Below are 21,833 nucleotides of genomic sequence, written 5' to 3'. Positions count from 1 at the left end.
AGTACCCGGATGTCGCTCCGCTCATCCGGCCTACGTTATCTACATTATCTCACCAACCCGCCACTGTAGCGCAGCTCGTACAGGATTCCGCCACCCTGCGCGATCACCTCGACGCCGTGGAAGCGGTCGAGCGAACCCGTGGCTTCGTTACGATAGGTCATGCCGTCAGCGGCGAATGCAGTTGGTCCCCGATAGGGCAACTCGACGCTAACGCCAAGCAGCGCCTGTCGCAGGAATTTGTAGATCCGGAGCAGCGTGTCGTGATCACGGACATCGCTGCGCGCACCCCCGCTGTAGCACATCGACCAGATGATCTTGTCGTCCCGCGACACGGTCTCCTGGCCAACGAAGAACTCCATGCCGAAATAGATGTCGCGATAGGCGTAGGGCGGTGCGCGATGCTCGAGTTGCTTCGAGCCGGCGAGCAGAGGCGCCGCGATGGTCGCGTCGTCATCGAGACCGGCATAGGTGCGCCGCTTGGCCTCGACGAGGAAGGCGGCGAGATCGCTCAGAGTATCCGGATGCGAGATCAATTCGTTCCACCCCTCAGCTGCGAATTGATCCACGAATCTGGACTGCACCCCTTAAGTGAGACACGATAATTCCTGTGACAGTGCGGTTGCCACGACGTTATCGTATCTTGTTTTGCGCGAACGCGGTTTCGAACTCAAGAGGCGATTGGTATCCAAGCGCCGAGTGCAAGCGCTCCTTGTTGTAGACATCTGCGATGAAGCTATCGATCCGGCGGCGGGCGTCGCCGAGGTCGGCAAATGCCTTTCCGTTGACCTCTTCGGCCTTGAGCGTCTTCATGAAGCTTTCGGCCTTGGCGTTGTCGAAGGGATTGCCGGGCCTGCTCATGCTGATGGTGATGTCGCGATCGGCCAATCGCTGGCGATAGGCGATGGAGGCGTATTGCACGCCGCGATCGGAGTGGTGGATCAGGCTGCCGGGTTGCGGCTTACGGGCCTGGAGAGCGATATCGAGCGCGGCGATCGCGAGCGAGGCATCGAGTGTGTTCTCGAAAGCCCAGCCGACGGCCTTGCGCGAGAAGGCGTCGAGGATGACAGCGAGATAGGCGAAGGTTCTGGCGAGATGCACATAGGTGATGTCGGCGACCCAGATTTGATCGGGCGCGGACGGCACCAGGCCCCGCACCAGATTGGGGACGACGAGAACGCGCCCTGGTCGCTCCGCAGGTGGCTTCAGGAACGGCGCCTTGCGCTGCGCGAGAAGATTGTCCTCGCGCATAAGCCTCAGAACCTTCTTGGCATTTACGACCATGCCTTGGCGCCGGAGGGTGGCTGCCACGCGTCGATAGCCGTAGAAAGGATGCTTGAGGCAAATACGCTGGAGCTGGTCGCGCAGCTCGCACTCGGCCGTCGCACGATTGCGCCTGTTGAGATGCCGGTAGTACGTCGCGCGCGGCAGGCCCGCCAGATAGCAGAGGCGCTGCACGTCGGCGTGAGAATTGGTCGTCTCCGACGTCATGGCTTGGATGACTTCGACGATGCGGATGCGGGTTTGCCTTGCGCTGCCGGCCGCTCCAATGCGCGCAAGGCTTTCCGAAAAAAATCGATATCCATCTGCTGGCGGCCCACCAGCCGCTCGAGCTCGGCGATGCGGGCATTCGCACGCGTGAGCGCAGAACGCTTGTCGTCATACGTCGGTACAGGCTTGAGCTTCCGGGGACCAGGCTTGGGTCCGGGCTTGCGGTTTAGTCCCTCCGGCCCATGCGCTTTCCACGCCTTGATCCAGTCGTGCAGAATCTTGCGTGATATCCCAAGTTCGCGAGCCACAGGCAGAACGCCTTCGCCCCGCTCAACCCGCCTGATCGCCTTCAATTTGTAGGCCGTCGGAAACTGACGGTTCTTTCCTCTTCCTGCCACAGGTCATCCTCAAAATGCCTGTCACAGGAATTATCGTGTCTCACTTAAGGGGTGCAGTCCAAATCTGTCACCGCAACGCAGGCCTTTCGATACTATCAATTTCGCAGACGCAAGCTCGCGCTTCATTCACGTAAGCCGCAAGCCCTGCCCTGATCATCGCCAGCATCTCGTCGCAACGGGGTCGCTGGTGCCGCGCGGCCAGGCCGCAGCGAGCAGCAGCTTGTTGGCCGTGGGATCGCGGGAATGTAGCGCACGCCGCGGGTCGCCATACGCGTGGTCCAGCGCGGGACTGGCGGCAGGACTGCAACCAACGAGACGGTAAGCCGTTTACTTCGCGCAATTCCTCGACCTACGGAGGTTCTCATGGTCAAGAAGGCGCTTTTTGCGCTCGGTGTTGCTGCGATCCTTGCTCTCGCACCGGGCACAGCTTCCGCACAACGCGGCTTTCATGGCGGGTTTGCAGGGGGAGGATGGCACGGCGGCGGCTGGGGCGGTGGGTGGCGTGGAGGCGGCTGGGGCTGGCGCGGACCGGCTGTGGGCTTGGGCATCGGCTTAGGGCTCGCCAGTGCGGCGGCCTGGGGGCCTGGCTGGGGTGCTCCGGGTTGGGGCTATGCCGGATGGGATAGCTGTACGAGATGGCGTCGGGTCTGGACGGGCTGGGGATGGCGCGTCGTCCCGGTGAACGTTTGTTGGTGAGATGCCCGTGTTGACGGCGGTGGCGCCAGAGGGCTCACCGCCTCCACGTGTTTGCGAAGCTGTCTTATTCGGCGCTTAGACGCTGCCGCACGGAGCGCCGTTGTGCATTGTGGGAGCGTGTTAACTTTTTCTTAACCATGCGCGTCCAGCCTTGTCCCTGGTGGGGATCGTTCATCCTTTTGGGCGGGGCTCGATGGAGGAGACGAAATGCGCGGGCGTGAGATGCAGCCCGAGGCCAACCTGCTTTCGGCTTTTGCGCTGATGATTGTCGGAGCCTTGGGTGTGGGTCTGCCGATGGCTTTGGTCATTATTTGGCTCTGTTCCTGACAAGGAACCAACTGTTGCTCTACGCTCCAACTGGGCGAGCCGGCCGACCAGGAAAAAGCCCCCGGAGTTGGAACTCCGGGGGCGTTTCGGACCTGTGAGGTTGGGTACATCCGCCAGCCCTCGCTACGATCCTAGACCTGGCAATGACCGCATTTGATCTTGTGCAGGATGCGGCAACGGCGCGTCATTGTTGTGAAACCCGGTTGGTGAGAATTCGCGCCGACATAGCCGCCTGTGCCCGGATGAGGTGGAGCAATCCCGCGCGTCTTGGTCGGCGGCCCCAAAAGGCGCTCAATTTTCATTCGTCAGTTGGTCCAGCATGGCATCGCAGGCAGCCTCGGCCTCATTGAATGTCTGGAACGGCGAGCCGAAAATCCTGATCGCGCCACGATTCTGGTAAACTGGACGCCATGACGCGACATAGCCGGGCCTTCCGTGAAAGCCGGTCCCATTGCGACTTTCGAAGCTGATGACGAACGAAAAGCCGTCGCTGCTTGCGCTCCATATTTCGATGTGCTCGACGGCACGGTGGAACTGCAGGGACATGGCAATGCAGCCAATCAGTCCTTGCCTGCCGTTCCGCGCGGCGACCGCAGCCCGGGCGCACCGACCCAGCGCTCGACGTTCAATCTGGCTTCCAGTTCCAGCGCCTTCCAAAGCAAGCTGTCGCGTTCTTTGCCCAACGGCAGCTTTTCTGCAGCCGCAAACAATTCTGCGATGTCGGGGGGCAAATCCTGTGTCTTCTCCACCATCACTCAATCCTGCCGGTATTGAGTCGTCATTTCAGAACACAACCCCCACGTGCGGCAAGTGTACTTTGTGCCATCGGCCTTTGGTACAGGGAGAGGATACAGAGGGAATCGCGTCGCTCATCGTGTGGCGGATGGCCGGGAACCAAGATCGCACCCCCGATACATCCCATGCAGCCGTTTGCCTTCGAGGAAAACTGTGCGGGGAGTTAGACCTCCGCGACTATCGAGCCACTGTTGAATTGGCGAGGGATACATCGAATAAAGCATCCGGGTCGCCCCACGATCTGTGAATGTGCGCCCGTTCCTGCCGAAGTCCCATGCAGCATGAAAGGCAAGTCTCGCTCTGGAGGTTACGCAGATGTTATCCGGAGCAATGGTTGCAAGGACGATCGTGCAGGCGGAAGCGCAAAGGCCGTCGATGACGACCGATTGACGCGAGGCGCGCAATTTCTCGTATCGTTCGATATAGTAGCCAATCTGCCCGCCTCGATCATTCGTAATGCGAACCACGGCATGGCTCGTCCCCGTGCCAGTGAGTAAGAGCATTCCCGCGACGACCCCTGCCGGAAGTCTCATGTTGCTCGCTCGACGAATGTGATGCCGATCCGCTGGCAAGATTATGGTGGGGCAGATTGGGATGCTTCCGGTTCTGAGAATGTTGACCTAGGTCAACGAACCTGTTGGGCTGCAAGAAATCAACGCAACACGGGTGACCTATGGCCGACAAGATATCCCTTGCCGACAAGCTCGCGACATTCCAGGAATTCTGGTCTCCGCGCACTGTCGCCACCTTCAATGACTGCGACGTGATGGTGGTGAAGGTGAAGGGAGAGTTCACCTGGCACAAGCACGATGACACCGATGATTTCTTTCTCGTCCTGAAAGGCAGCCTCGACATCGAATTGCGCGATCGCACGGTGACGCTCAAGCCGGGCGAGCTCTACATCGTCCCCAAGGGCGTCGAACATCGGCCCGTGGCGCGCGAAGAGGTGCATCTTCTGCTGATGGAACCGACCGGCACGCCGAACACCGGTGACAAGGCGACCGCGGCCCCGCGCAAGCTCGCCTGAACGGCAGATTGTTCTATCTGACGCTAATCCCGAAAGGTCGCCAGCTTGCTGAAGCTGCCGACCAGCCTTGCTTTGGCCTGCGCGACATAGTCCCGCGCCGCGCGGCTCAATGCGCGGACGACCCGCCACGCCTCGGTTGCTTGCAGCCATGCCCTCACCTCGGCGAACTTCCCATAAGCCCAGGCGAAAGCCGGAATCCTCATCAGCTTGTCACGCGTAAGATGGAACAGACGCTCGACCAGCACGAGCTTGAGCAGTTCGCCGATGATGAAAGCCACCGCGCCGCTGACAATCTGGCCCGTTGCGGCGAGGTAGGCTGCGATGGGCTTGACTGGCTCCAGGATGATCACGGGCACGGAAAACAGGGCGAGCGAAGGATAAGGCGGCAGCGATCTGATCCAGGCGCGCAACCGCTTGAATTCCAGATGCCGGCCCAGCCAGCGCGATATGGGCCTCGCCACGGCCATGAAAACCGCGTCCACCAGGAAGTAGACGGCGGCCAGGATGTAAGTAACGGGTTCCAGGATTCGCTTCACAGTCATCTCCCGCAAAGTTAAAGCCGGAACTTGGACCTAAGTTTCACCTCAGCGTGGATATCTCGCGGATTCCTGATGGAACTTTTTGGGCGACAGGTCGCTCCTGCCCTACTCTACCAATTCCGGCCACGGCACGATGGTCGACTTCACCGTCTTCATCGCCATCGCATCCGCCACCGCCTGCGCGACGCCCTGTTCCGTGAACGGATAGATCGTCTGCATCTTCAGCCACGGATATTTGCCGGCCGTGCGGTAGAGCATGTCGACGCCGAGCGGCAGATCGTTGCCGGTAAATCCCCAGGAGCCGAGCACGTTGAGATCCTTGGTGCAGATGCGGTGCCATGAGGTCTCGATCGATCCGGCATCGGTGAACTGGCCCATCTCGACATAGGTGCCACCGTCGCGCAGCATCTCGATGCCTTCGGGGCCGGCGGAGGGATGGCCCGAGCAGTCCATCACGAGATCGGCGCCGAAACCGCCGACGATGTCGCGCACGGCCTTGATGCGATCCTGCGGCATCTTCAGCGCCTCGATATTGACCGTCGCCTCCGCACCGAACTCACGCGCGAGCTTCAGCCGCGGCTCTTCCGGCGCGCCGACGCAGATCACGCGCCCCGCCCCCATCTCCCGTGCAGCCGCGACCGCAAGAATGCCGATCGGACCCGAACCCTGGATCACGACCGTGTCGCCCCAGGTGAAGCCGCCGGCGCGACTCGCGCGGTTGAAGGCGCGGATGCAGGACGTCAGCGGCTCGGACAGCGCGCCCAGCCGCAGCGACATTTCGTCGGGCAGCTTGTAGATCTTGGTGCCCGGCAGCATGTCGAGATCGACATAGACATATTCGGCCCAGCCGCCCCACAGATGAGGCGCCTTGTCGAAACCGAGATAGCGGCCGTAATAGACCGGCGTCAGGCACTTGTTGGCCGTTGCCGGATAATGGATGCAGTAGTAGCAGCGGCCGCAGGGCATCAGCGGCGGGATCATCACCTTCGATCCGACGTGAAGCGGCTTGCTCATGAAATCTTCGGTGAACTCGTCACCGCATTCGACGATGACGCCGCCGAGCTCGTGTCCGAGCGTGAATGGCCAGGGCAGCGGTTTCGGCCAATGTCCCCTGAGAATGTGGAGGTCGGTGCCGCAGACGCCGCAGGCGCCGACCTTGATCAGCGCCGCCTTCCTCCCGACCATCGGCCACGGCACTGTGCGGATGACGGGTTCAGCGCCCGGCCCAGCGTGTGTGCATACGCGGATTGACTCCATGGCTATTTCCTCACTGCCCGTCTTGTGTTGAATGTCGCGGGCTGCGGCCGAGCCTATGTGAGGTCGGGCGTGATGCCAACCACGAACGACGTCAGGGCGTAACCCCGAGCCGGCCGAGTTCTTACCCAGGTCATCGATTGAACATCCACACGTCGACGAAACCGGCGGCCGCACCGAGCTCGTTCGCAGCGATGCAGTCGCGACCCTATCGCGCGCAGTTCGCGGCCTACGTACTGGCCATGATGGCCGACAATATCGAGCACGTGATCAGCTATTGGGTGGTGTTCCAGAAATTCCACTCGCCGGCGCTCGCGGGCTTTGCGGTGCTGTCGCACTGGCTGCCGTTCCTGCTGTTCTCCGTCGCGGTCGGCAGCCTCGCCGACCGCGTCGATCCGCGGCGCATCATCCAGTGCGGGATGCTGCTGTTCATCGTCGCCTCCACCGGCTGGGGTATCTTCTTCATCACCGATACGATCCAGATGTGGCACGCGATGCTGCTGCTGGTCATCCATGGCTGCGCGGGCGTCCTATGGCAGACGCCGAACCAGCTCCTGCTCTACGACCTCGTCGGACCTGCCGATCTGCCGAGCGCGGTGCGGCTGAACGCGATGGCGCGCTATCTCGGCATCCTGGTCGGCCCTGCCGTGGGCGGCGTCATCATGCTGACGCTGGGCACCTCGCACGGCATCATCTTCAACACGCTGTTCTACCTGCCCATGCTGCTCTGGCTGTTCCGGGCGCCGGCGCGGGACAAAAGCGTCGCCGCGCGACGCTTCGCCGTCCGCGGCCTTGCCGATATCGTGCTGACGATCCGCTCCATCGGTACGCAGCCGGTGCTGACTGCGATGACGTGGCTGGCCGGGCTCACCTCCTTCATGATCGGCAACGCCTACCACGCGCAGATGCCGGGCTTTGCCGGCGATCTCTGCCATGGCGATCCCGGCGTGTCCTACAGCGTCCTTCTGGCGGCCGACGCCGCTGGCGCGCTGCTCGCCGGTATCGCGCTTGAATCGTGGGGACGGCTCAAGGGCACACCGCGGACCGCGATCACGCTGGCCATGCTGTGGAGCGTCTCGCTGCTCGCCTTCGCATCGGTGCGGATCTATCCCCTGGCGATCGTGCTGCTGTTTGCCGCGGGCTTCTTCGAACTGTCGTTCAACACCATGGCGCAGGCGCTGGTGCAGCTCAACGCGCCGGCCGACATCCGCGGCCGCGTCGTCGGCCTCTTCAACATGGCCGGGCTCGGGATGCGGGCCTTCAGCGGCATCACCGTCGGCCTGTTCGGCGCCGCGATCGGCATCCACTGGTCGCTCGGCCTCTCGGCCGCTGTCCTGGCCGCGCTGCTGCTCCTGTTGCATCACCGCACGACGAAGAAGGCATAGCTGGCCGCAGAAGCCGTCGGTTGACACTGACGTCTCGCCACCGCACGCTCGGCAAGACCGGGAGGTGAGACCTTGCGCAATCGCTGGGGCGTTCTTGCGATCCTGTTTTTCGTGCGCCTCACCATGGCGTTCCAGTTTCAGAGCGTGGCGGCGGTCGCGCCCCTCCTGGAAAAGACGTTTGGTGTGGGCCTTGCGGACATAGGACTCCTGATCGGCCTCTACTTCACGCCGGGCGTGTTTCTGGCGCTGCCGGGCGGCGCGATCGGCGCGCGATTCGGCGACAAGGCCACGGCACTCGCTGCGCTCGCCTTGATGATGAGCGGCAGCATGACGATGGCGCTCACGGATGGGTGGAGCTCTCAGATCGCCGGACGGCTTGTTGCCGGGATCGGCGGCGTGCTGTTGAGCGTGCAGCTCACCAAGATGACGACGGACTGGTTCGCCGGCAAGGAAATCGCAACCGCCATGGGCATCGTCATCAACTCCTGGCCGGCCGGGATCGCGCTCTCGCTGTTGACATTGCCTGCGATCGGCACGGCGGGCGGTGCGCCTGCCGTGTTCTTCGCCGTCTGCGCGGTCGTCGCCGCCGGCATCGTGCTGATGTTCCTTTACCGGCCGCCCCCAGCGAGCGGAACAGTGGCGTCGGCGTCCGCTCGCCTCGATCGGCAGACGGTGACAGCGGTGATGATCGCTGGTGCGATCTGGGGCCTGTTCAACGTAGGCTTTGCCATGATCCTGTCGTTCGGGCCGTCGCTGCTGGTCGAGCGCGGATGGACCGTGGCAGCGGCGGGCTCCGCGATCAGCCTCGCGCTGTGGATCTCGGCGGTCTCTGTCCCACTCGGCGGCGTGCTCGCCGATCGAACCCGGCGACCGCTCACCCTTGTCGTCGTCGGCAGCTTCCTCCTCGCCTTGCTGCTGGCGCTGCTGACGCGGTCCAGCGCCGTGATCACGATCGTCGTTTCCCTTGGGCTCGTCTCCGGCCAGCCGGCCGGCCCGATCATGAGCCTGCCGGCGCGGGTGCTGGCACCGCAAACGCGCGCGATCGGCATGGGGATCTTCCTCACCGTGTTCTATGCCGCCATGATGCTCGGACCGGTGATCGCGGGGCGCCTTGCGAGCTGGACCGGAAGTGCGGCCGCAGCGCTCGATCTCGGCGCGCTCGTGGTCCTCGTCTGCCCGCTGCTGGTGTGGCTGTTTGAGCGCATTGCAGAAAACCGCCCACAACCCGCCTGACCTATCCGTAACTCTCGCACGTCCCGCTAACGGCGCGTTAACCCTGTGCGCCTTAGGGTCGCTGGGACTCCGCCCGGGGGTCGGGTAGTGAAAATGGCGTTGGCGAACAAAAAATTTCTTCCTGCCGCCGAGGAACGTCGGCGTTTCCAGCGGGTGAAAGTACATCTGCTCGGCCGCTATATGCTGCCGGACCGCCGTGAATTCCCCTGCCAGGTGATCAACATGTCGCCGGGCGGCCTCGCTTTGCTCGCCCCCGGCATCGGCAATGTCGGCGACCGCGTGGTCGCCTATCTCGACCATATCGGCCGCGTCGAGGGCAAGATCACCCGGATCATCGACAACGGCTTCGCCATGACGATCGGGGCAACGCCGCGCAAGCGCGACAAGCTGGCCGCCCAGCTCACCTGGCTCGCCAACCGCGACATCCTCAATCTGCCGGAGGATCGCCGCCACGACCGTATCGTGCCGCGCAACCCGATCGCCGTGCTCACGCTCGAGGACGGCACCAAGATGACCTGCCGGATCATCGACCTGTCGCTGTCCGGCGCCGCCATTGCCGCAGAGAACCGGCCGCCGCTGAAATCGCAGGTCATGCTCGGCCGCGTCCAGGGCCGCGTGGTCAGAAATCTCGAAGACGGCTTCGCGCTCGAGTTCGTCCACGAGCAGCCGGTCGAGACTCTCGAAGAGAGCGTTACCGCGCGGTAAAGCGCAACCGCCTGAAAAATCCAGCAATTGAGCCGAAAAGGCGGCCTCCGCAACGCGGACGCCGCCTTTTTCGTATCTCGCGCGCAAGCGCCTGCCGGTTAACGCGGGCCGCCGCGCGGCGCGAAAACGCTGAGTTCCCCGAGGCTCGCGCGTTAATGCCTACAATTTTATTCAATTGCAGTATTCTCAAATTTTAGTCGAACTCTACTCAAGTATAAATCGAATTCAGCGCTCGTTTTACTTGTATTCGTCTCGACTTGACTTGGCTCACTTAGCGGCAACGCAAAAGCTTCGTGCGAATTGTGGTCCCAACAAGAAACGGGGGCCGCGATGTTCGACTTCAGGGGACAGGGGAAAGGGCTGGCGATTGCCGCCATGCTCTTCGGGATCAGTGCGACGGTGCAGGCCGGCGAAGGCCGCCTGCTCTACGCGAGCCTCGGCGACAACACGCGTGCGCCGATCGGCTGGGTCGAGTTCTGTGCCGACAATGCTGCCCAATGCCAGGGCGGTCCGTCGCAGCCGCGCGACATCGTGATGTCGCAGACGGCATGGCGCGATCTGCTCAAGGTCAATCGCTGGGTCAACGAGACCGTCAAGCCTTTGACCGACATGGAGCACTGGGGCGTGATCGAGAAGTGGTCGTTGCCGACCGACGGCTACGGCGACTGCGAGGACTATGTGCTGTTGAAGCGCAAGATGCTGATCGATGCCGGATGGCCCCGCGAGGCCCTGCTGATCACCGTCGTGCGTGACAAGAAGGGTGAAGGACACGCGGTGCTGACGGTCAAGACCGACAAGGGCGAGTTCATTCTCGACAATCAGAACGAGAATGTCGTCGCCTGGACCGAGACCGGCTACCGCTTCGTCAAGCGCCAGTCGCAGAGCGATCCCAACGTCTGGGTCTCGCTCGGCGATACCAAGCCGGCGGTCTCCACCGCCAGCGCCAAGGATCAGTAGTTAGCAAGGAACGAGTTACGCGACCCGGTCACATCCCCACCCCTCCCCGTCCCAGACCGGTTCGCGCGCGGCCAGCCATCCCCCAATGGCTGGCCGCAATCTTTTTTGGGGCCCCCGGAAGCGATGAGAGCTCCCGCAGCTCCGTCGTGCATCGGAACCGCTTGGCATTGGGATCGGATGGCCGCAGACTGGCATCGCCAAATAGCCGGTTTTGTGAATTTTCAATGGTCCAGATCAAGGCGTCTTCTCAGAAGCGGGGCCGGAAAATGGGCGCTCGGCAGATCTACGAAACGCTCAGGGACCAGATCCTGAAACGCGTGTATGGCACCGATGGTCTGCTACCGTCCTCGCGCGCGCTCGCCGGCGAACTCGGCGTATCGCGTTCGACAGTGACCGTCGCTTACGAGCAACTCGCTGCGGAAGGCTTCATCGACGTTCGACATGGGGCAAGGCCACGCGTCGCAAAGGCTGTTGCCGAAGCGCCGGCCCCCGACACCAAGTCACGCCCGTCGTCGCGGAAGGCACGCCTGTCGGCGTACGGTCAGCGATTGAGCCAAGTCGCGCCGCGTCCGCGCGAACAATCTCGCAACCTCATTGCAAACTTTCGCTACGGTGATCTCTCGCCAGCGGACTTTCCCGTGCTCGCGTGGAAAAGAGCGGTGGTCGCCGCGATGACGCGGAGGCCTACAAAACTGAGCTACGATGATCCATCCGGCTCACGGCGGCTGCGGACGGCACTGCAAGCCTATCTCTGGCGCACGCGGACCGTCCGCTGCGAGGTCGATCAAATCATCGTCGTGAACGGTTCGCAGCAAGGGCTCGATCTGTGCGCGCGCCTCCTGCTCGACCGCGGCGATCGGTTCGTGATTGAAGATCCCGGCTACCTGATGGCGCGTCACGTCTTCTCGGCCACGGGGGCGCTCGCGATCCCAATTCCAGTCGACGTGGACGGACTGGATACCGGGCAGCTTGCAAATTCCGAAGCACGACTCGCTTACGTGACGCCATCGCATCAGTATCCGCTCGGCGGCGTCATGCCGATCGGGCGTCGGCACCAATTGCTCACCTGGGCGCGAAAGTTCGACGCCTACGTGATCGAGGACGATTACGACAGCGAGCACCGTTATGACATCAAGCCTGTTCCCCCACTGCACGCTCTCGAAGGCAGCGAGAACGTCATCTATCTCGGGACGGTATCCAAGACGCTCTCGCCCACGCTGCGGATCGGCTATCTTGTCGTACCTCCAGAGCTTCAGTCGGTATTCGCCGCAGCCAAGCAGATCATGGACAGGCACACGCCGCTGGCCGAGCAGGACGCGCTCGCAACGATGATCGAGACCGGCGTCTATGACAGCCACGTCAGACGCGTCCGACGGCGCAACGGCGAGCGCAGGCAGGCTCTGCTCGATGCCTTGCACCGCCGATTTGGCGACCGGATCCGGATCGATGGCGCCGCGGCCGGCTTGCATGTCGTGGTCTGGTTTCGTGATCTGCCCGCAACGTCGGAAGCGACATTGATCGATGCTGCCCTCGCCAAAGGCGTCGGCATCTACCCCGTTTCGTCCCTGTTCGATCAGCGGCGCCAGGCTCGCCAGCATCGGCCGGATGTCGTCGGCCTCGTCATGGGCTACGCCGCGCTGGAGGCCCGCCAGATCGAGCGGGGCTGTGAGCTCCTGGCCCAAGTGGTGGATCAGCTGCGCTCGATGCGCGCCGCAAATCGGCGCAGGTCGCGGCAACTGGACCACCAAAATCTTCGATAACTGGCAGTTTCCAGCCTACCAGTTTGGGGGCATCTCTCGGCCGACAACGGAGAAACGCCATGTATGTGCCCCCTGCCTTCAGGGACGACGATATCGAGAGCATCCGCGCCACTATCCGCTCCGCCCGCCTCGCCAATCTGGTGACGGCCACTGCGGAGGGGCCGGTCGCGACACCGCTGCCGCTCTTCCTGGATGAGACCGAAGGCGAGCGCGGCGTGCTGTACGGGCACTTGGCGAGGGCCAATCCGCAATGGTGTGCCGCGCCCATCGGCGCAGCTCTCGCGATTTTCATGGGCCCGCAAGCCTATGTGACGCCCTCCTGGTACGCCACCAAGCAGGAAACCGGAAAGGTGGTGCCGACGTGGAATTACATCGCAGTCCACGCCTATGGCCCGGTTGAGTTCTTCGAGGAGAGCGAACGTCTGCTCGAGGTGGTCACGCGGCTGACGAACCTGCACGAGGCGCCGCGTACCAATCCCTGGGCTGTCGGCGAGGCGCCTGCCGATTTCATCGCCGCGCAGCTGCGCGGGATCGTCGGTGTGCGCATTCCCGTCAGCCGGTTCGAAGGCAAACGCAAGATGAGCCAGAACCGTCCCGCCGCCGACCGCACCGGCGTTGCTGCCGGCCTTGCAGCAAGCGAAAATCCGCGGGATCGGGAAGTGGCTTCCCTTATTCGGGTAGAGACCTAGGGCGCGGACGGCGGCGAAAGGTCGCCGCGCTTTCGCGTTCGTTATGCACCTTGGAACCGAAACTTTTTTAACATAGGTGAATTGCCAATGGGGGCTCGCGAGTGGTGTGAGGGCGAGCCATGCAGTTCCTGTCGCCGGGTGACGTGTTTCTGATGTCGATGATCACCGGTCTCGTTTTCTTGGTCGAGGTCGGCTTTTTCATCCTGTTTGGCATCATTTGACGCCAGTTCGAAAACTGTTCCGAAGAATGGAACAGCCGACCTCCGAGATCGTTCAATTGCGGCTGGAGGATCTCCACCATGCGCGTAATCGATTGCGTGCCGCCTCGCAGTCCGACTGAGCCTCGCAGCCGCATCGTGGACGAGCACATCGCCCTGTCGCTCAAGCAGTTGCGCATCTCGTTGGACCTCCTGAAGCACAAAGTGCCGAGGACATGGGGGTGGATCGACTATCGTGCCTATGTGATGGAGCCTGGCGAACATATCGCCGGCCGCATCGATCTCACATGCGCAGATGACGCAACCGCGAAATTGAGAGCGGAGCTATTGGCAGATCACGAGGTGATAGAGCTTTGGCAGGGTTTTCGACGCGTCGCTCGCTTTGAGCCCACGCAAATCGCGCACGAGCTTGAGGCGATATGAAGAATCCTTCGCCCGGAATGCGCAGGGCACTGCGTCAGGCTCAGCTCTACGGGCATCTGATCGTCCGAAATGACAGGCTGTATCACCCCGGAGGCAACCATCCGATTTGCTCCGTTCAGACCGCGCGGGAGATGGTCAGGTCCGGGTGGATGAGGAAGCGAGACGACGAATACGAGATCACACAAGACGGACAGCTCGCCGTCGAAAGTGAAAGCTTGCATTGACGCGCGAGCCCCAGGCCAGTCCTACCCGTCCGGCGGAGGCTGCGATCCGCGCCTCAGGCGCCAAGCACGTCGGAGAGCCGCGGCTCGTCAGCCGCCGGCTCTTTCAGAAACAGCTCGGCCTCGATTTCCGTGAGATGTGAGAGCATCAGCTCGCGTGCCCGCGACTTGTCCTGCCTGCGGATCGCAGTGACGATCTCGGCATGATGGCTGGTGCCGCAGGCGGGTGTGTCGTGGCGGCGATAGAGCAGGATGATCAGCGAGGAGCGCGCGATCAGCTCCTTGAGAAAGCCGGCAAAGATGCTGTGACCCGACATCTCGGCGACCAGCCGGTGAAACTCGCCGGACAGCCGGATCGAGGCCCTGGCGTCGCCGCGGGTCTCTGCCGCATGCTCTTCGGCGAGATGTTGCTGCAGGCGCTCGAGCCAATCCGGCGACACTGCGTCGATGGCGTGATCGACGATCGACGGCTCGATCAGCCGCCGCGCCTCGAACACCTCGCGCGCATCGGCCGGCGTCGGCCGCGCAACGAAAGCGCCGCGATTCTTCTCGATGCTGACGATCCCCTCATGCGCGAGCTGGTGGAGTGCGGTGCGGACCAGGGTGCGGCTCGCGCCGTAGATCTCACCGATTTCGTCCTCGCCGAGCTTCGTCCCCGGCAGCAGCCGGTGCTCGAGAATCGCAGTCGTCACACCCTCCCGGATACGGCTGACGCGGTCGCTGCCATTGTCGGCAGCGAGCGACGTGTCAGACTTCGGTTGCGCTTTGGCGGCCATGGACTTTGGCTCGTTGGATGTGGGCTCGTTGATTTGGGGCTCGATCGTCAAAGCAGGCTCCAAAGGTTAGTCGACCAGCCGTATCCAATAACAGGCGAAACTTTATACAATCCCTGACCATTTTGTGTGCATAATGCTCCATGGCGGCCACCGCCGCGACGCCCGGATTTGCCGTCTCCGGGCTAACGATCTGACATTGCTACGCAGTTCCGAAAAAATGCCGCGGACTTCCGCTTGGCACGGGCCTTGCCGAGGAAAGCGGTAAATCGCTCTTTCCCTGGGAGCCCCATGGCCCTTCCCGCCGCCCTCGAACTGGTCTCGGTCACCAAGCGCTATGACACGACGCTGGCGGTCGACAGCGTCAATCTCAAGATCCCGGCCGGCACCTATTGCTGCCTGCTCGGCCCCTCCGGCTGCGGCAAGACCTCGACGCTGCGCATGATCGCCGGGCACGAGGCGGTCAGCGCGGGCGACATCATCCTCGGCCCCCACAACGTCACCGGCCTGCCGCCAGCCAAGCGCGGCACCGCGATGATGTTCCAGTCCTACGCGCTGTTTCCGCACCTCACCGTGATCGACAACGTCGCCTTCGCGCTGAAGATGCGAGGCATCGATCGGGCGACGCGCTACAAGCGCGCCGGCGAGCTGCTCGAACTGGTGGCAATGACGCCCTATGCCGGGCGCCTGCCGGCGCAGCTCTCCGGCGGCCAGCAGCAGCGCGTGGCGCTGGCTCGCGCTCTGATCACCGAGCCGCAAATCCTGCTGCTCGACGAGCCGCTCTCCGCGCTCGACCCGTTCCTGCGGGTCAGGATGCGCGGGGAGTTGAAGCGGCTGCAGCGCGAGCTCGGCATCAGCTTCATCCAGGTCACGCACGGCCAGGAGGAAGCGATGGCGCTCGCCGACCACATCGTGGTGATGAACCAGGGACGCATCGAGCAGCAGGGCAGCGCCCGCGACATCTTCCATCATCCGCGCACCGAGTTCGTCGCGCGCTTCATCGGCGGACACAACGTGCTCTCCGATGCCGGCCAGATGATCGCGGTGCGCGCCGATCAGCTTTGCATCAAGCCGATCGCGGATGGCGCCTTCGGCGCGCCGGCGTTTTTGACGGAAACCGAGTACCAGGGCTCCTATGTCGCCGTCTCGCTCACGCTCGACGACGGGACCGCCCTGTTCTCCCACGTTCCCGAGGCCACCTTCGACGCCCACCCCTTCCGTCCGGGTGATCGCGTGCTGGCCACCTGGGATCCCGCCAAGGCGCAGCGTCTGCAATAGCGCCATCCAGTCCAGAAAATGCGCAACACAGAGGAGTGACTGATATGACAGAGACGACGAGGAAGACCGGCGTCAGCCGCCGCACATTGTTGAAGGGGACCGCGGGCCTCGCCGGTTTCGCCGCCGGCTCCGGCGCCATCACCGGCTTTCCCTACGTGATGTCGGCCGAGCCGAAAGTGCTGCGCTATCTCGGCACCGCCGTGAACGAGGGCGATGACATCTCGAAGCAGTGCCTGAAGGACACCGGCATCAAGATCGAATACATCACCGCGACGACCGACGACGTCACCAAGCGCGTGATGACCCAGCCGAACTCCTTCGACGTGCTCGACACCGAGTATTTCTCGCTGAAGAAGCTCGTGCCGTCCGGCAACATCCTTGCCCTCGACGCCAAGAAGATCAAGGAATTCGACAACATCACGCCCGTCTTCACCAAGGGCGAGACGCCCGGCGGCAAGAAGATCGGCAATCAGGGCACCGCACCCTGGAAGGTGCTCTATCTCGAAGGCAAGGACTCCAAGACCTTCGCCAAGTCGGCGACCGAATTCGTGACGCTGATCCCGACCGTCTACAATGCCGACACGCTCGGCATCCGCCCCGATCTCATCAAGCGGCCGATCAGCTCCTGGGCCGAGCTGCTCAATCCCGAGTTCAAGGGCAAGGCCTCGATCCTCAACATTCCCTCGATCGGCATCATGGATGCGGCGATGGTCGTGGAAGCCACCGGCAAGTACAAATATGCCGACAAGGGCAACATGACCAAGGAAGAGATCGATCTCACCATGAAGGTGATGACCGAAGCCAAGAAGGCCGGTCAGTTCCGCGCCTTCTGGAAGGACTTCAACGAGAGCGTCAACCTGATGGCCTCGGGCGAAACCGTCATCCAGTCGATGTGGTCGCCGGCGGTCACCAAGGTGCGCTCGATGGGTATCCCCTGCACCTTCCAGCCGCTGAAGGAAGGCTACCGCTCCTGGGCCTCGGGCTTCTGCGTCTCCAAGGGCGTGTCGGGTGCGAAGCTCGATTGGGCCTACGAGTTCGTCAACTGGTTCCTGTCCGGCTACGCCGGCGCGTACCTCAACCGCCAGGGCTACTACTCGGCGGTGCTCTCGACCGCGAAGGCGCACATGGAGCCTTACGAGTGGGCCTACTGGATGGAAGGCAAGCCCGCCGAGAAGGACATCAAGGCGCCCGACGGCTCGCTGCTCGAGAAGGCCGGTGCAGTGCGCGACGGCGGCTCGTACGAGGACCGCATGGGCGGCGTCGCCTGCTGGAACGCGGTCATGGACGAGAACGACTACATGGTCCGCAAGTGGAACGAGTTCATCGCAGCGTGATGGACACGTCCGACGAGCTCCTGCAACAGGCATCCCCGGGCCTCGCCCGGGGATTGGGACTGACGCGCCAGAACGCGGCGCGTCTGTCGCCCTCCTTCATCTCCTGGCTCCAGGCCGGGCCGATGATGCTCGTCTTTCTCGCCTTCTTCCTGATCCCGCTGGTGTTCGTGGTCATCGTCTCGTTCTGGGATTACAACGAATACCAGTTGCTGCCGACCTTCTCCGGGCGCGGCTACACCGACACGTTCGAAGGCTGCATCGCGCAGCTCCCCGATCTCTGCACGATCGGCAAGACCTATGTGAAGACTTTGAAGCTGTGCTTCATGGTCTGGGCGATCACCCTGTTCATCGGCTTCTGGGTCGCCTACTTCCTCGCCTTCCACATCAGATCCAAAACCTGGCAGATGGGCCTGTCGCTGCTCTGCACGATACCGTTCTGGACTTCGAACGTGATCCGCATGATCGCCTGGATTCCGCTGCTCGGCCGCAACGGCCTCGTCAATTCGGGGCTGCTCAAGATCGGCGTGATCGACCAGCCGGTCGAATGGCTGCTTTATTCCGAATTCTCCGTGGTGCTGGCGCTGGTGCACCTCTTTACGTTCTTCATGGTGGTGCCGATCTTCAACTCGATGGTGCGCATCGACAAGTCGCTGATCGAGGCCGCCTATGACGCCGGCGCCACCGGGTTCCAGACCCTCGTCAACGTCATCATTCCCCTGGCAAAGCCCGGCATCGTGATCGGCTCGATCTTCGTCATCACCATCGTGATGGGCGATTTCATCACCATCGGCGTGATGGGCGGCCAGCAGATCGCCGCCGCCGGCAAGATCATCGAGACCCGGCTCAACGCGCTGCAATTCCCGGCGGCCGCGGCGAACGCCGTGATCCTGCTCGCGATCACCTTCCTGATCATCACCATGATGTCGCGCATCGTCGACATCAGGAAGGAGCTGTGATGCGAGATGGACGCCCGCGCAGCTTCTATGTGCTCGCCGTGTTCTTCGCGGCCTATGTGCTGTTCCTCTACGGCCCGATGATCGCGATCTACATCCTGTCGTTCCAGGGGCCGCAGGGCGGCCTCACCTTCCCGATGAACGGGGTCTCGACCTACTGGCTGTCGAAGCTGTTCCAGGGCACCGGCATCGTCGATCTCGGTGCCGCCTTCCGCCGCTCGCTGCTGCTCGGGCTCGTCGTGATGGCGATCACCGTCGTGCTGTCGGTTGCCGCCGGGATGGCCTTCCGCCGCAAGTTCAAGGCGCAGAGCATCCTGTTCTATTCGGCGATCGCGAGCCTCATCGTTCCCTCCATCATCACCTCGCTCGGCATCTCCCTGGAATTCCGCATCATCGACGACCTCATTAAGGCGCACTGGAACGAGAATTTCGAGACCTCGATGGGCCTGCTCACCTCGGGCTTAGGCGCGCATCTGACCTGGACGCTGCCGTTCGGCCTGCTCATCATGTTCGCGATCTTCAACCGCTTCGACCCCAGGCTCGAGGAAGCCGCGCGCGATCTCGGGGCAACGCCCTGGCAGACCTTCCGTCACGTCGTGCTGCCGATCATCCTGCCCTCGGTGATCGGCATCGGGCTGTTCGGCTTCACGCTGTCCTGGGACGAGCTCGCCCGCTCAAGCCAGGCGATCGGTTCGGTGAACACGCTGCCGCTGGATCTCCAGGGCCTCACCACCACGGTGACCAAGCCCGACATCTACGCGCTCGGCACCATCATCTCCGCTGTATCCTTCGCGGTGATCACCCTTTCGCTCGGTGCCATCCACGTGCTGAACAAGCGGCAGGCCGCAAAGGGCTCGGATGCCGGCAAAGGGCTGGTGTGACCTGATGCGGCTCCACATCGTCAATCCCAACACCACGGCTGCGATGACGGCGAAGATCGCCGCGGCAGCGCGTGCCGTCGCCTTGCCGGACACATTGATCGATGCCCGCCAGCCCACGATGGGCCCGGTCTCGATTGAGGGCTTCTACGACGAGGCCTTTGCGGTGCCCGGCATGCTCGGCTGCATCCGCGACGCCGACCGCGATGGCGCGGACGCCCACATCATCGCCTGTTTCGACGACACCGGCCTCGATGCGGCGCGTGCGATCGCAAAGGCACCGGTGATCGGCATCGGCGAAGCCGCCTTCCATATGGCGAGCCTGATTGCGGTGCGCTTCTCGGTGGTGACGACACTCGGTGTCTCCATCGTGCCGATCGAGCATAATTTGCGGAAATACGGCCTCGCCGAGCGCTGCGCGCGCGTCCGCGCCGCCGAGGTCCCCGTGCTCGCGCTCGAGGAGCGCAATGCCGATGCGCTCGGCAAGATCTCCAGCGAGATCACGGCCGCGATCCGCGAGGACCGCACGGAAGCCATCGTGCTCGGCTGCGCGGGCATGGCCGACCTCGCCGGCGAGCTCGCGACCAAGCATGGCCTCCCCGTCGTCGACGGCGTCGCCGCCGCAGTGCCACTCGCCGAGGCTCTGGTGCGACTCGGGCTGACGACGTCGCGACTCGGGCCCTATGCGGCGCCGCGGGCGAAGACGTATTCGGGGCCATTTGGCGGCTTTCAGCCCTGAATCCCGTTGCCCAAGCGGCCTTCTGCGGCCGCAACGGCCCTTTTTCAGCCCTCAGCCTCTTTTTGGTCCCATTTCCTGCCGAAACGTAACGTTTTCGGGACGCCCCGGCGGCCGTTGCCGCTGGTCTTCGCCACTTCAGTTCATTTTTTGGGCTTTGTCAGCGATGATCGATCTCGCACCGCGCGATACGCGAACCAGCGCCTTCACCCGCCTCGGCAGCCAGCCGATCGCGCTCGCGGCTGCGACCTTGCTCCTGCTCATCACCGGGGTCACCTCGATCGCGATCTGGCGCGTCTATACCGGCACAGCCCCGGAGTCCGACCGGGTGGTCACCGCCCGGCTGCTGCAGGCCCGCACCGCGCAGGCCTCCGAGCAGCTCGTGGAGAAAACCAAGGGGCTGGAAGCCACCCAGCAGGAATCGATCGACCAGCTCCAGGTGGTGCAGGACCAGCTTTCGACGGTCAAACGCCTGCTCGCCTCGCAGCAGGCCGACACCAAGCGCCTGTCGGAGCAGGTCGCGACCCTGACCGAATCCATCGACGGGCTCAAACAGTCCTACGCCAGCGCGCAGGCCGCGGAGACCGAGACGCCGTCGGTTACCCGCCGGAAGCCGGCCCGCCGCCACGCCAGCCTGCGCAGGCGAAGCAAATCGCGAAGCTGATCCGGCCGGCAGCGATTCGTTCCCGCCTGACGCGCCAAAATTTTGTGGCATGTGAACTAGATCACATTCCCCCGTATGATTCCGCGCCATGCTCCCGGTTACCGGATGGCGTGAGCCAATTTCAATATCCGGGGCTGGCAAGGTCGTTGGCGGTATATTGCGTCAACGGCCTTGTTTTTTGCGGCTGCTTTTCAAGCACTTAAGGGATCGGCCTCCCTCCCGGCTCAGCAGCCGCGGCAGATGCTCTTCACCGTCTTGTCCATCTGCTTGTTCTCCGCATCGACCGCCGAGTCGACTGACTTGTCTCCACCGGATCCCATACCGACGGTCCCGCCGGAGGACTGTGCGGTGCCCAGGCTGTTCGTCCCCCGCGGCAGAGTGGCCTGCCCCGTCGACCCGGCGCTGCCGGGACCGGTAGCGGACGTTCCCGCCGCCGTACCTGAAGTCACGGAGCCACTCCCCGTCGCACCGGACGTTGCGCTGCTGCTGCTGCTTCCGCCCGTGCCGCCTCCACTCGTTTGCGCGAATGACGTCGTCGACATCGCAAGGACCGCCAGACCAAGGACCGATGCAGCTATCGATGCCGAAACTGTTGCAGGCAATCTCATCATCGGAAACTCTCCCTTTCGCCACCAACGATGGGCGCACAGGCGCGTTCCGGAACAAATTCCGTCACGTACGATTTGAAAAGGGAGGCAGCGACGATCATGCGCAAGCTGATCGCATTCGACGAGGACACGTTCGGCAAGCTCAAGCAGCTTGCGCGCGATCGCATGGAGACCCTTCAGGATCTGGCAGACGAGGCCTTCGCAGACCTCCTGGAAAAGCACGGCATACCGGCCGACCTGAAGGACGCACTGCGCAAGAGTGCCAAGCTCGATCAGGCAAACGCCCAGCGGACCGCGCGTTCAAGAGCCGGAAAGGCAAAATGATGACGACGGATCCTGATCCCTTCGCCGAAGGCGAGCGCGCCGCGCGCGAGAACATCCCGGCAGAGGCCAATCCCTATCAGGACGGCAGCGATGAACACGCACTGTGGGCCGCGGGTCATGAGAAGATCGCCGGATCCCGCGAGGCCCGGGAATCCGAAGGAAGCTGACGA

General features: G+C 63.1%; 25 protein-coding genes. 16 read left to right on the top strand and 9 right to left on the bottom strand.

Annotated features, from left to right (window positions below; genetic code table 11):
- Positions 1 to 44: 44 nt before the first annotated feature.
- The 5 genes from NLN62_RS34915 to NLN62_RS34895 all read right to left on the bottom strand — a co-directional run bounded on the left by NLN62_RS34915 (position 45) and on the right by NLN62_RS34895 (position 3,661).
- A complete protein-coding gene (locus NLN62_RS34915; protein ID WP_254111792.1) occupies positions 45 to 566 on the bottom strand; it encodes a DUF5680 domain-containing protein in 522 nt (173 codons plus the stop codon).
- A 64-nt stretch (positions 567 to 630) separates the two neighbouring features.
- Positions 631 to 1,488, bottom strand: a complete 858-nt coding sequence (locus NLN62_RS34910) for an IS3 family transposase (protein WP_254108197.1) — start codon at positions 1,486 to 1,488, stop codon at positions 631 to 633.
- The gene (locus NLN62_RS34905) at positions 1,485 to 1,886 is read right to left on the bottom strand and encodes a helix-turn-helix domain-containing protein (protein ID WP_254108196.1); all 402 of its coding nucleotides are present in this window, start codon (positions 1,884 to 1,886) and stop codon (positions 1,485 to 1,487) included. Before NLN62_RS34905 ends, NLN62_RS34910 begins: the two co-directional genes overlap by 4 nt.
- A gap of 1,314 nt (positions 1,887 to 3,200) precedes the next feature.
- Positions 3,201 to 3,455, bottom strand: coding sequence for a hypothetical protein (locus NLN62_RS34900; protein WP_254111791.1), 255 nt, complete (start codon positions 3,453 to 3,455; stop codon positions 3,201 to 3,203).
- Between the two features lie 14 nt (positions 3,456 to 3,469).
- Positions 3,470 to 3,661 (bottom strand): hypothetical protein, encoded by a 192-nt coding sequence (locus NLN62_RS34895; protein ID WP_035665056.1) that lies wholly within the window; start codon positions 3,659 to 3,661, stop codon positions 3,470 to 3,472.
- Positions 3,662 to 4,377: 716 nt separating this feature from the next.
- On the opposite strand from NLN62_RS34895, the gene NLN62_RS34885 reads away from it, so the two are divergent.
- Positions 4,378 to 4,731: a cupin domain-containing protein gene (locus NLN62_RS34885; protein ID WP_254111790.1), complete on the top strand. Its 354-nt coding sequence runs from the start codon at positions 4,378 to 4,380 to the stop codon at positions 4,729 to 4,731.
- Positions 4,732 to 4,754: 23 nt separating this feature from the next.
- Here NLN62_RS34885 and NLN62_RS34880 read toward each other — a convergent pair whose 3' ends face one another.
- Both NLN62_RS34880 and NLN62_RS34875 read right to left on the bottom strand, forming a co-directional pair.
- Entirely contained in the window at positions 4,755 to 5,267 is a 513-nt protein-coding gene (locus NLN62_RS34880; RefSeq protein ID WP_027527893.1) for a hypothetical protein, read from the bottom strand.
- Between the two features lie 108 nt (positions 5,268 to 5,375).
- Positions 5,376 to 6,527: a zinc-binding dehydrogenase gene (locus NLN62_RS34875; protein WP_254111789.1), complete on the bottom strand. Its 1,152-nt coding sequence runs from the start codon at positions 6,525 to 6,527 to the stop codon at positions 5,376 to 5,378.
- Positions 6,528 to 6,664: 137 nt separating this feature from the next.
- On the opposite strand from NLN62_RS34875, the gene NLN62_RS34870 reads away from it, so the two are divergent.
- The 7 genes from NLN62_RS34870 (at position 6,665) to NLN62_RS34840 (ending at position 13,894) form a co-directional block, all read left to right on the top strand.
- Positions 6,665 to 7,909 carry an MFS transporter gene (locus tag NLN62_RS34870; protein ID WP_371933058.1) on the top strand — a complete coding sequence of 415 codons (1,245 nt, stop codon included), beginning with the start codon at positions 6,665 to 6,667 and terminating at the stop codon, positions 7,907 to 7,909.
- A 72-nt stretch (positions 7,910 to 7,981) separates the two neighbouring features.
- The gene (locus NLN62_RS34865; protein WP_254111788.1) at positions 7,982 to 9,142 is read left to right on the top strand and encodes a CynX/NimT family MFS transporter; all 1,161 of its coding nucleotides are present in this window, start codon (positions 7,982 to 7,984) and stop codon (positions 9,140 to 9,142) included.
- A gap of 93 nt (positions 9,143 to 9,235) precedes the next feature.
- The gene (locus NLN62_RS34860) at positions 9,236 to 9,847 is read left to right on the top strand and encodes a PilZ domain-containing protein (protein WP_027527896.1); all 612 of its coding nucleotides are present in this window, start codon (positions 9,236 to 9,238) and stop codon (positions 9,845 to 9,847) included.
- A 330-nt stretch (positions 9,848 to 10,177) separates the two neighbouring features.
- Entirely contained in the window at positions 10,178 to 10,804 is a 627-nt protein-coding gene (locus NLN62_RS34855) for a transglutaminase-like cysteine peptidase (RefSeq protein WP_027527897.1), read from the top strand.
- Between the two features lie 266 nt (positions 10,805 to 11,070).
- A complete protein-coding gene (locus NLN62_RS34850; protein ID WP_254111787.1) occupies positions 11,071 to 12,564 on the top strand; it encodes a PLP-dependent aminotransferase family protein in 1,494 nt (497 codons plus the stop codon).
- 59 nt (positions 12,565 to 12,623) lie between these two features.
- Complete coding sequence (locus NLN62_RS34845; protein ID WP_027527898.1) at positions 12,624 to 13,253, top strand: FMN-binding negative transcriptional regulator; 630 nt, start codon at positions 12,624 to 12,626, stop codon at positions 13,251 to 13,253.
- Positions 13,254 to 13,609: 356 nt separating this feature from the next.
- On the top strand, positions 13,610 to 13,894 hold the full coding sequence (locus NLN62_RS34840; protein WP_156944662.1) for a hypothetical protein: 285 nt from the start codon (positions 13,610 to 13,612) through the stop codon (positions 13,892 to 13,894).
- 277 nt (positions 13,895 to 14,171) lie between these two features.
- Here the strand turns inward: NLN62_RS34840 and NLN62_RS34835 are convergent, their stop codons facing one another.
- Positions 14,172 to 14,891, bottom strand: coding sequence for a GntR family transcriptional regulator (locus NLN62_RS34835; RefSeq protein WP_027526459.1), 720 nt, complete (start codon positions 14,889 to 14,891; stop codon positions 14,172 to 14,174).
- A 288-nt stretch (positions 14,892 to 15,179) separates the two neighbouring features.
- Between NLN62_RS34835 and NLN62_RS34830 the strand changes: the two genes are divergently transcribed.
- The 6 genes from NLN62_RS34830 (at position 15,180) to NLN62_RS34805 (ending at position 20,731) form a co-directional block, all read left to right on the top strand.
- On the top strand, positions 15,180 to 16,166 hold the full coding sequence (locus NLN62_RS34830) for an ABC transporter ATP-binding protein (protein ID WP_254111786.1): 987 nt from the start codon (positions 15,180 to 15,182) through the stop codon (positions 16,164 to 16,166).
- A gap of 44 nt (positions 16,167 to 16,210) precedes the next feature.
- Positions 16,211 to 17,500: a PotD/PotF family extracellular solute-binding protein gene (locus NLN62_RS34825; RefSeq protein WP_254111785.1), complete on the top strand. Its 1,290-nt coding sequence runs from the start codon at positions 16,211 to 16,213 to the stop codon at positions 17,498 to 17,500.
- On the top strand, positions 17,500 to 18,456 hold the full coding sequence (locus NLN62_RS34820; protein WP_254113796.1) for an ABC transporter permease: 957 nt from the start codon (positions 17,500 to 17,502) through the stop codon (positions 18,454 to 18,456). Before NLN62_RS34825 ends, NLN62_RS34820 begins: the two co-directional genes overlap by 1 nt.
- Complete coding sequence (locus tag NLN62_RS34815; RefSeq protein ID WP_254111784.1) at positions 18,456 to 19,334, top strand: ABC transporter permease; 879 nt, start codon at positions 18,456 to 18,458, stop codon at positions 19,332 to 19,334. Before NLN62_RS34820 ends, NLN62_RS34815 begins: the two co-directional genes overlap by 1 nt.
- Positions 19,335 to 19,338: 4 nt before the next feature.
- Positions 19,339 to 20,070, top strand: a complete 732-nt coding sequence (locus NLN62_RS34810) for an aspartate/glutamate racemase family protein (RefSeq protein ID WP_254111783.1) — start codon at positions 19,339 to 19,341, stop codon at positions 20,068 to 20,070.
- A 163-nt stretch (positions 20,071 to 20,233) separates the two neighbouring features.
- Positions 20,234 to 20,731 (top strand): hypothetical protein, encoded by a 498-nt coding sequence (locus tag NLN62_RS34805; protein WP_027526453.1) that lies wholly within the window; start codon positions 20,234 to 20,236, stop codon positions 20,729 to 20,731.
- Positions 20,732 to 20,955: 224 nt separating this feature from the next.
- On the opposite strand, the gene NLN62_RS53690 is transcribed toward NLN62_RS34805, so the two are convergent.
- On the bottom strand, positions 20,956 to 21,180 hold the full coding sequence (locus tag NLN62_RS53690) for a hypothetical protein (RefSeq protein WP_371933057.1): 225 nt from the start codon (positions 21,178 to 21,180) through the stop codon (positions 20,956 to 20,958).
- Between the two features lie 258 nt (positions 21,181 to 21,438).
- On the opposite strand from NLN62_RS53690, the gene NLN62_RS34795 reads away from it, so the two are divergent.
- Positions 21,439 to 21,663 (top strand): hypothetical protein, encoded by a 225-nt coding sequence (locus NLN62_RS34795; RefSeq protein ID WP_254111782.1) that lies wholly within the window; start codon positions 21,439 to 21,441, stop codon positions 21,661 to 21,663.
- A complete protein-coding gene (locus tag NLN62_RS34790; RefSeq protein ID WP_254113889.1) occupies positions 21,660 to 21,830 on the top strand; it encodes a hypothetical protein in 171 nt (56 codons plus the stop codon). The genes NLN62_RS34795 and NLN62_RS34790 overlap by 4 nt, the downstream gene beginning before the upstream one ends.
- The last annotated feature ends 3 nt before the right edge of the window (positions 21,831 to 21,833 follow it).

Origin of the sequence: Bradyrhizobium sp. CCGUVB23 (assembly GCF_024199885.1) — a bacterium.
Taxonomy (GTDB): Bacteria; Pseudomonadota; Alphaproteobacteria; order Rhizobiales; family Xanthobacteraceae; genus Bradyrhizobium.
The sequence above is the reverse complement of the archived record's forward strand: the minus strand, read 5'-3'. Positions and strand labels throughout refer to the sequence as shown.